Source organism: Pseudomonas sp. P5_B3 (assembly GCF_056400405.1).
The window spans coordinates 1-9616 of record NZ_JBFULI010000094.1; the positions used below are offsets into that span (position 1 = coordinate 1).

General features: G+C 56.3%; 11 protein-coding genes. 9 read left to right on the forward strand and 2 right to left on the reverse strand.

Translation table 11 applies throughout. The annotated features are described in order from the left end of the window. Both AC1DRN_RS29165 and AC1DRN_RS29170 read right to left on the reverse strand, forming a co-directional pair. A partial coding sequence (locus AC1DRN_RS29165) for a vWA domain-containing protein (RefSeq protein WP_477786889.1) occupies positions 1-849 on the reverse strand: 849 nt, incomplete at its 3' end. Between the two features lie 12 nt (positions 850-861). Further along, on the reverse strand, positions 862-1707 hold the full coding sequence (locus AC1DRN_RS29170) for an AAA family ATPase (protein ID WP_007984829.1): 846 nt from the start codon (positions 1705-1707) through the stop codon (positions 862-864). 205 nt (positions 1708-1912) lie between these two features. Here AC1DRN_RS29170 and AC1DRN_RS29175 point away from each other — a divergent pair, with 205 nt between their 5' ends. From AC1DRN_RS29175 to AC1DRN_RS29215, 9 genes are all read left to right on the forward strand, one after another. After that, entirely contained in the window at positions 1913-2143 is a 231-nt protein-coding gene (locus AC1DRN_RS29175) for a DUF4160 domain-containing protein (protein ID WP_223462147.1), read from the forward strand. Continuing rightward, positions 2131-2631, forward strand: coding sequence for a DUF2442 domain-containing protein (locus tag AC1DRN_RS29180; protein ID WP_223462032.1), 501 nt, complete (start codon positions 2131-2133; stop codon positions 2629-2631). The genes AC1DRN_RS29175 and AC1DRN_RS29180 overlap by 13 nt, the downstream gene beginning before the upstream one ends. Positions 2632-2904: 273 nt before the next feature. Next, the gene (gene cysK / locus AC1DRN_RS29185; RefSeq protein ID WP_223462034.1) at positions 2905-3879 is read left to right on the forward strand and encodes a cysteine synthase A; all 975 of its coding nucleotides are present in this window, start codon (positions 2905-2907) and stop codon (positions 3877-3879) included. A 265-nt stretch (positions 3880-4144) separates the two neighbouring features. Beyond that, positions 4145-5083, forward strand: a complete 939-nt coding sequence (locus AC1DRN_RS29190; RefSeq protein ID WP_223462036.1) for an aspartyl/asparaginyl beta-hydroxylase domain-containing protein — start codon at positions 4145-4147, stop codon at positions 5081-5083. Between the two features lie 509 nt (positions 5084-5592). Continuing rightward, the gene (locus AC1DRN_RS29195) at positions 5593-6576 is read left to right on the forward strand and encodes a glycosyltransferase family 2 protein (RefSeq protein WP_223462038.1); all 984 of its coding nucleotides are present in this window, start codon (positions 5593-5595) and stop codon (positions 6574-6576) included. Between the two features lie 4 nt (positions 6577-6580). Then, entirely contained in the window at positions 6581-7651 is a 1071-nt protein-coding gene (rfbB, locus tag AC1DRN_RS29200; RefSeq protein ID WP_223462040.1) for a dTDP-glucose 4,6-dehydratase, read from the forward strand. Continuing rightward, entirely contained in the window at positions 7648-8544 is an 897-nt protein-coding gene (gene rfbD, locus AC1DRN_RS29205) for a dTDP-4-dehydrorhamnose reductase (RefSeq protein WP_223462043.1), read from the forward strand. The genes rfbB and rfbD overlap by 4 nt, the downstream gene beginning before the upstream one ends. A 2-nt stretch (positions 8545-8546) precedes the next feature. Then, complete coding sequence (gene rfbA, locus AC1DRN_RS29210; protein ID WP_223462045.1) at positions 8547-9431, forward strand: glucose-1-phosphate thymidylyltransferase RfbA; 885 nt, start codon at positions 8547-8549, stop codon at positions 9429-9431. Then, on the forward strand, positions 9431-9616 hold a 186-nt coding region (locus AC1DRN_RS29215), incomplete at its 3' end, for a dTDP-4-dehydrorhamnose 3,5-epimerase family protein (protein ID WP_477786890.1). The genes rfbA and AC1DRN_RS29215, both read left to right, overlap by 1 nt.

The following is a 9616-nucleotide window of genomic DNA, read 5'->3' on the forward strand; positions in this document are numbered from 1 at the left end:
CATGTTGTTCTTCCACACCGATTCATAAATGAAGTTGTGGAAGTAGAAATACTCCAGATGCTTGAACTCGGTCTTGCAGGCCGAGAACAATTCCTCGCAAATCTTCACGTGGGCGTCCATCGAGCCGCCGATGTCGAACAGCAGCAACAGCTTGACGGTGTTACGCCGCTCCGGCCGCATCTGGATATTCAGCAGGCCGGCATCCTTGGCGGTGTGGTCGATGGTGCCATCGATGTCCAGCTCTTCCGCCGCGCCCTGACGGGCAAACTTGCGCAAGCGCCGCAAGGCAACCTTGATGTTGCGCGTGCCCAGCTCGACGGAATCGTCGAGGTTCTTGTACTCGCGCTGGTCCCAGACCTTGGCTGCCTTGCCCTGGCGCTTGCCGGCATCGCCGACCCGAATGCCTTCCGGATTGAAACCGCCGGAGCCGAATGGGCTGGTGCCACCGGTGCCGATCCACTTGTTGCCACCGGCGTGGCGTTCCTTCTGTTCCTCGAGGCGTTTCTTGAACTCTTCGATCAGCTTGTCGAGGCCGCCGAGGGACTGGATCGCCGCCCGCTCTTCATCGGTCAGTGAACGCTCGAATTCCTTGCGCAGCCAGTCTTCGGGGATCAGTGCCTGAAGATGATCGTCGAGCTTTTCCAGTCCATTGAAGTAGGCACTGAACGCCCGGTCGAACTTGTCGAAATGCTTTTCATCCTTCACCAGGATCGCCCTGGACAGGTAATAGAACTCGTCCATGTCGGCGAAGGTCACGCGCTGTTTCAGCGCGTTGATCAGGTCCAGCAGTTCACGCACCGAGACCGGCACCTTGGCTGCGCGCATTTCATTGAACAGGTTGAGCAGCATGGCATCAGCCTCTTAGCGGGTGCCGCGACGGCTCATGAACGCCAGACGTTCCAGCAATTGCACGTCCTGTTCGTTTTTCACCAGCGCGCCAGCCAGCGGCGGGATGGCCTTGGTCGGATCGCGCTCGCGCAGCACCGCTTCGCCGATGTTGTCGGCCATCAGCAGCTTCAGCCAGTCCACCAGCTCGGAGGTCGAAGGCTTCTTCTTCAGGCCCGGCACCTTGCGCACGTCGAAGAACACGTCCAGCGCTTCACTGACCAGGTCTTTCTTGATGTCCGGGTAGTGCACGTCGACGATCCGCTGCATTGTCACGCGGTCGGGGAAGGCGATGTAGTGGAAGAAGCAGCGACGCAGGAACGCATCCGGCAGCTCTTTTTCGTTGTTGGAGGTAATGATGATGATCGGGCGCTTCTTGGCCTTGATGGTCTCGTCGATCTCGTAAACGTAGAACTCCATCTTGTCGAGTTCTTGCAGCAGGTCGTTGGGGAATTCGATGTCGGCCTTGTCGATCTCGTCGATCAGCAGGATCACCCGCTCTTCGGATTCGAAGGCCTCCCAGAGCTTGCCCTTTTTCAGATAGTTGCGAACGTCGTGGACCTTTTCCGTGCCCAACTGCGAATCGCGCAGGCGGCTGACCGCGTCGTACTCATAGAGGCCCTGGTGAGCCTTGGTGGTGGATTTGATGTGCCAGGTGATCAGCTTGGCGCCAAAGGATTCGGCCAGTTGCTCGGCGAGCATGGTCTTGCCGGTGCCCGGTTCGCCCTTGACCAGCAACGGCCGCTCCAGGGTGATGGCGGCGTTGACCGCCAGCTTCAGGTCATCGGTGGCGACGTAGGCCTGGGTGCCTTCGAACTTCATCTGCTAATCCTCGAACGGTAACGCCGACCTGAACGAGGCAGGGCGGGGGCGCAATAAAATGGTCAGCCCCGACTATAACGCGGTGCCCGGTCGACTGTGAACGCAGACGGCTTATTCAGTCTCTGAATGGAGCGTCACATCTTGACTCAGTCTCGGCGCGTGGCCAGTATTGAGCTATCGCCATTTTGGCGATAGCTTGCCGGGCATGTCTACTAAATACCGATTTCGCGACACATACCGCATTCAATTGCGCGAGAAGGATCATCCGCCGCCTCATGTCCACCTGACCGGTGGCGGCCTGGACGTCATGCTCAGCTTGGAAACCGTCGAGGTGATGGCAGGCAGGGCTCCGCCCCTGATCATCAGGGAAGCACTGGATTGGGTCAGGGCCCATCAGGCGCAACTGCTCGAGGACTGGAAACGATGTTACCCATGAAACGACCACGACTGCTGGCCGTACAGGCACTACCGGAGTACTGCCTGGCGTTGACCTTTATTGACGGCCAGCAACTGACTGTCGACCTGAGCCGGGATTTGCTGGCCTTTCCAGGCTTGCAACCATTGCAGGGACGCGCTTTCGATGGTGCGGCTCTGAGTGATGATGGCTGGTGCGTCGAATGGTCTGAGCAAGACATCCAGATTGGTGCAGACACGTTGTACCTGGATGCGATCGCACAAAATGCCTCCGACGAAAATACCCGGATCTTCATCGATTGGCGTGCTCGCACCGGGCTGTCACTCACACAGGCCGCCGAGGCGTTGGGGGTCAGCACCCGCAGCATCAGTCGTTACAGCCGTGGCCGGGAAACGGTGCCCCGGTCTTTGGCATTGGCCTGCCTGGGCTGGGACTACTTGCAGTTGCAAGCGAACGCTCCACGGGCGGCCGAAGAAACAGGCCGCTACACCGTCACTCGTAAAACTTGACCGGCTTGCGGCTTGGGGGGGCTCGTAGCGGGCATTGAATGCCTGGTAGTTGCGCACCAGACAGGGCAAGGCGATGTGTAGTGTTATCAGCAGCACAATCAGGCCGATGAGGGGCCGCTGGGGCCAACTGTATCGACGTATCATGGTGGCAAATCTCTGACGATCCAAAGCCATTGACTGCAGTAATACGTGGACGTACGCCCCGACTGGACGCCTGCGGGCAAGAGGCTTACCTTGATGCCCTATTTCAATGCTGTCGTTAAGGACCCAGCCATGAGCCGCATTTTCGTTGACAACGCCCACTCCATCGGCAACACGCCGCTGGTGCAGATCAATCGCATTGCGCCGCGTGGTGTGACCATCCTGGCCAAGATCGAAGGGCGCAACCCCGGCTACTCGGTCAAGTGCCGGATCGGCGCGAACATGATCTGGGATGCCGAGGGCAGCGGCAAACTCAAGCCGGGCATGACCATCGTCGAACCCACCTCCGGCAATACCGGCATCGGCCTGGCCTTCGTGGCCGCCGCCCGTGGCTACAAGCTGATGTTGACCATGCCGTCGTCCATGAGCATCGAACGCCGCAAGGTGCTCAAGGCACTGGGTGCCGAACTGGTGTTGACCGAGCCGGCCAAAGGCATGAAGGGGGCCATCGAGAAAGCCGGTGAAATTGTTGCCGGCGACCCGTCGAAGTACTTCATGCCAGCGCAATTCGACAACCCGGCCAACCCGGCCATCCACGAAAAAACCACGGGTCCGGAAATCTGGAACGATACCGACGGCGCGGTCGATGTGCTGGTGGCAGGCGTCGGAACCGGTGGAACCATCACCGGAGTTTCACGATATATCAAGAATACCCAGGGCAAGCCGATACTCTCGGTGGCGGTGGAACCGGCGGTGTCACCGGTGATCACCCAGGCCCTGGCCGGTGAGGAAATCAAGCCGAGCCCGCACAAGATCCAGGGCATCGGTGCCGGTTTTGTGCCGAAGAACCTCGATTTGTCGATCGTCGATCGGGTGGAACTGGTCAGTGACGAAGAGTCCAAGGCCATGGCCTTGCGCTTGATGCAGGAAGAAGGAATTTTGTGCGGGATCTCTAGCGGCGCTGCCATGGCAGTGGCCGTTCGGCTGGCGGAGACCCCGGAAATGCAGGGCAAGACCATTGTCGTGATCCTGCCGGATTCCGGTGAGCGTTATCTGTCGAGCATGCTGTTCAGTGATCTGTTTACCGAGCAGGAGAATCAGCAGTAAACGCTAAACATTCGCGGATCGTGGCTGGCGGTGATGATTGAAGCGCTATCGCTGGCTGCGATCTATTGATCGGGTCCGGTTGATGATGGATTTGCATCAGCCAGCGTTCAGGCGCCTTATGTTAAGAAATGCTTTGTTGCATATTCATTAACATTGAATGTTAAAAAGTGCAGGTTTTTCACCGGGTCGGTAGTGTTTATCATGCTGGCAGCCATGTCGGGCAATGGACTTGGCGCAGTGTCGTTTATCTTCAAAGGAGTTGTTGATGACCTTATCGTTTGCCGCGAAGGCCTCGTTGTTGCTGCTGTTTCTCGGCAGCACCCTCTATGTGCATTTACGCGGCAAGGCGCGTCTGCCGGTGTTGCGCCAGTTCGTTAACCATTCGGCACTGTTCGCACCCTATAACGCCYTGATGTACCTGTTTTCCGGCGTGCCTTCGAAACCGTATCTGGATCGCAGCAAGTTCCCGGAACTGGATGTGCTCAGGGACAACTGGGAGGTGATTCGCGACGAAGCGATGCACTTGTTCGACGAGGGCTATATCCGTGCGGCGGCAAAGAACAACGACGCCGGTTTTGGTTCGTTCTTCAAGAAGGGCTGGAAGCGTTTCTACCTCAAGTGGTATGACAAACCGCTGCCTTCTGCCGAAACCTTGTGTCCGAGAACCGTGGAACTGGTCAGCAGCATTCCCAACGTCAAGGGCGCCATGTTTGCGCTGCTGCCGGGTGGCAGCCACCTCAACCCGCATCGCGATCCGTTTGCCGGCTCCCTGCGTTATCACCTGGGGCTGTCGACACCGAACTCCGACGATTGCCGCATCTTTGTCGACGGTCAGGTTTACGCCTGGCGCGATGGGGAAGACGTGATGTTCGACGAAACCTACGTGCACTGGGTCAAGAATGAAACGGAAAAGACCCGCGTCATCCTGTTCTGCGACATCGAACGTCCGCTGAGCAATCGCTTAATGACCCGCATCAATCGCAGTATCAGCGCATGGCTGGGCCGTGCAACTGCGCCGCAAAACCTCGATGACGAGCGTGTGGGCGGGATCAACAAGGCTTACGCCTGGAGCAAGAACTCCAGCGATAAATTCAGCGGTGTGGTCAAACAGTGGAAACGCCGTAATCCCAAGGCGTATCGCGTATTGCGGCCGATATTGGCGGTAGCGGTATCGGGATTGTTGGCCTATTGGTTGTTTGGCTGAAGTTGAAGCTGTCCTGCGGGTCAGGAAAAAGGATCGTCAACTGGCGATCTTTTTTTTGATTTGCGGGAACTTTCTCGCAGGTTTGTAGTACGATTCCTGACCGAAAATAACGTCAAGCCATGGATGATTTACACAGAGCCCGCCTCAGCCTGGACTGTGCCCTTGGTTTTTCCTGTCATTTAGGCTTTCGATCACTTTGTCAGCCCCCGCCTTCGCCCCCTGGAATTGGAGTTTTTTACATGGTGTTTGTATTCGAGATGTTCGAAACTTCACCTGAATCAGGCTGAAAGCCAAGCAGGTCGTACTCAAGATCTCATGCGAAAATGCCGTTCATGGCCAGGTGACAGCGTTGCTTGGGACATTGCGTGGGAATTCGGTTGTGCTGCGCTGACTCCTCGTACACGGCCTGATTAACAAGCGCTGAAAACGACTCGAATCCTTATCGTGTTGATTTTATTGAAGAAGTACTAATTGGTATTGCACCTGTCATATACAGGGAAGGAAATTTTGTGGGTATCTCTGAGTCCAGCGCTCTTCATTCTTGCGCCAGTACCACATTGAGTGATTGCCGTACTGAAAAAGTCGCAATACTGATGTGTTCCTACAATGGAGAATCGTTTTTAGCCGAGCAGCTGGAGTCATTTCAGCAGCAGTCTCATCGTGACTGGACTGTCTATGTCTCGGACGATGGCTCCCAAGACCGGACGCTGGACATCCTTCAAGCCACAACTACCCAATGGGAGGCGGGGCGTCTCCAGGTTTTCGATGGGCCTGGCCGAGGTTTCGTCGCAAATTTCCTTTCGCTCACTTGTCGGGCAGACATTCACGCTGACTACTATGCGTGGGCTGATCAGGACGATATCTGGAAGCATGAAAAGCTCGAGAAAGCGATAGCCTGGCTGAAGTCTATCCCGGAGAATGTGCCGGCCCTTTACTGCGGTCGCACCGAGCTGATTAGTGAGACAGGTTTACCTTTTGGCTTCTCACCCAAGTTTGCTCTTGCGCCGCATTTTTCCAATGCGCTCGTGCAAAATATCGGGGGCGGCAACACCATGGTGTTTAACCACGCCACGCGCGCGTTGCTGCAAGAAGCAGGTGACAAACTGAATGTGCCTTCTCATGACTGGTGGGCGTATCAGTTGATTTCCGGGGTCGGTGGGGCTGTCCACTACGATCCTGTACCAACGGTACTGTACCGTCAGCACGATGAAAATGTCGTCGGAACCAACTCCAACTGGTGGGCGCGTATCAAACGCTTGCGCATGGCGTTTGGGGGACTTTTTTATGAGTGGAATACCTTGAACATCAAGGCTCTTGGAACCATGCGCCATCGGTTGACCCAGGAGCATCTGGTGAAGCTCGACCAATTCAAGGCAGCGCGCGARCAACCACTTTTTTCAAGGATTCTCGGGTTTAAACGAGCCGGTTTGTATCGACAGACCGTTTTTGGAAACCTGGGGTTGATCCTCGCAACTTTACTGAAAAAGATCTGAATCAATGACTATCTTAGTAACTGGCGGTGCAGGCTTCATCGGCGCGAACTTCGTATTGGACTGGCTGGCTCAATCCGATGAGACCGTGGTCAATCTGGACAAGCTGACCTATGCAGGCAATCTGGACAACCTCAGCAGCCTGGCGGGTAATGAACAGCATGTTTTTGTGCGTGGCGATATCGGTGATGGCGACTTGGTCGCTCGCTTGCTGGAAGAGCATCAACCTCGCGCGATTCTGAACTTCGCGGCCGAGTCGCACGTTGATCGCTCCATTCATGGCCCGGAAGACTTCATCGAGACCAACATCGTCGGTACTTTCCGCTTGCTGGAAGCCGTGCGCGCTTACTGGAAGGGTCTGGCGGCCGATGCGCAGCAATCGTTTCGCTTCCTGCACGTGTCTACCGACGAAGTCTATGGCTCGCTGGCCAAAGATGAAGCCGCATTCAGCGAAAGTCATCAGTACGAACCGAACAGCCCTTACTCGGCCAGCAAGGCCGCCAGTGATCACCTGGTTCGCGCGTATCATCACACTTATGGTCTGCCAGTACTGACGACCAACTGCTCGAACAACTACGGTCCGTATCACTTCCCGGAAAAACTCATTCCGCTGATGATCGTCAACGCACTGGCCGGCAAGGCACTGCCTGTCTACGGTGATGGTCAGCAGATTCGTGACTGGCTGTATGTCAAAGACCACTGCAGCGCCATTCGTCGCGTGCTGGAAGCCGGCACCGTGGGAGAGGTCTACAACGTGGGCGGCTGGAACGAAAAACCAAATCTGGACATCGTGCACACGGTCTGCGCCTTGCTCGACGAGATGCGTCCACGCGGCGACGGCCAGCCTTACAACGCTCAAATCACCTACGTGACCGATCGTCCCGGGCATGACCGCCGTTATGCCATCGACGCTCGCAAGCTCGAGCGCGAACTGGGCTGGAAACCGGCAGAGACCTTCGAAACCGGTATCCGCAAAACCGTGCAGTGGTACCTGGATAACCAGGACTGGGTCAGCAATATCCAGTCGGGTGCTTACCTTCAGTGGGTAGAGAAAAACTACGCCGGGCGTACTGCATGAAAATTCTATTGCTCGGTAAAAACGGTCAGGTCGGGTGGGAACTGCAACGCAGCCTTGCCCCGCTGGGCGAGTTGCTCGCACTGGACTCTCGCAGCCCGGATTACTGTGGCGATTTGAATGACCTTGCGGGGCTCGCTGCCACCGTACAGCGCTTTGCGCCTGACGTTATTGTCAATGCCGCGGCGTACACCGCTGTCGACAAGGCTGAAAGCGAATCGCAGCAGGCGCATCGGGTGAATGCCGAAGCGCCAGCAGTACTGGCCCGGGAAGCGTTGGCTCTGAATGCCTTGCTGGTGCATTACTCCACGGACTATGTATTCGCCGGCGACGGTGATACCCCATGGCAGGAAAGTGATCCGGTCGCACCGTTGAGTGTCTATGGCTCCAGCAAGCTGGCGGGCGAACAGGCGATTCAGGCCAGCGGCTGCTCGCATCTGATTTTCCGTACCAGTTGGGTGTACGCCGCGCGAGGGAACAACTTCGCCAAGACCATGCTGCGCTTGGCCCGTGAGCGCGACAGCTTGAATGTCATCGACGATCAGTTCGGTGCGCCAACCGGGGCGGAATTGTTGGCCGATGTCACTGCCCATGCTATCCGTAGCACCATCGCAACCCCGGAACTGGGTGGGCTCTACCATCTCGCAGCCTCTGGTGAAACCACCTGGTGTCGCTATGCTCGTTTCGTGCTTGAGCGAGCCGAGTTGGCAGGTGAAAACCTCAAGGTGTCGCCGGCCATGGTTGGAGCAATCGGCACAGAGGCTTACCCGACGCCAGCACAACGTCCAAACAATTCCCGTTTGAACACTCAAAAACTGCAAAAGGCCTTTGCGTTGAACTTGCCTCAATGGAAAGTCGGCGTGGCACGGATGCTTACAGAAATTCTAGAGAAATGAATATGTTTAATCGTAAAGGAATCATCCTGGCCGGCGGCTCGGGAACTCGACTGCACCCTGCAACATTGGCGATCTCCAAACAGTTGCTGCCGGTATACGACAAACCGATGATCTACTACCCGCTGAGCACCCTGATGCTGGCGGGTATCCGCGACATCCTGATCATTTCCACTCCTCAAGATACCCCGCGTTTCGAGCAACTGCTGGGTGATGGCGCTCGTTGGGGCTTGAACATTTCCTATGCAGTGCAGGCATCGCCGGATGGCTTGGCGCAGGCTTTCATTATTGGTGAAGACTTCATCGGTAATGATCCGGCGGCCTTGGTGCTGGGCGACAACATCTACCACGGCCATCATTTCAATGAGCTGCTGGCGAGTGCCATGGTGCGCCAGGACGGTGCCAGCGTTTTTGCCTACCACGTCAATGATCCAGAGCGCTATGGGGTTGTCGAGTTCGATGCTCAAGGCAAGGCCATCAGCCTGGAAGAGAAACCTCTCAAACCTAAATCGAACTACGCGGTCACCGGTCTGTATTTCTACGACAACCAGGTTGTCGAGATCGCAAAAAACATCAAACCGTCACCACGTGGCGAGCTGGAAATCACCGACCTCAACCGTGTCTACCTGGAGCAGGGCAACCTGTCGGTAGAAATCATGGGTCGCGGTTACGCCTGGCTGGACACTGGTACTCACGACTCCTTGCTGGAAGCGAGCCATTTCATCGCCACACTGGAACACCGTCAGGGCCTTAAAGTTGCCTGCCCCGAAGAGATCGCCTTCCGGCAGAAGTGGATCAACCCCGAGCAACTCGAAGCGCTCGCTGACCCATTGATGAAAAACGGCTATGGCCAATACCTGAAACGCCTCCTGCACGAGACGATTTACTGATGAAAGCTATACCACTGGCGATACCCGACGTCGTACTGTTTGAGCCCAAGGTTTTTGGCGATGAGCGTGGTTTTTTCTTCGAAAGTTTCAATGAGGCGCAGTTTTCTGAGGCCATTGGAAAAGAAGTTAAATTCGTTCAGGACAATCACTCCCGTTCGGTAAAGAACGTATTGCGTGGATTGCAT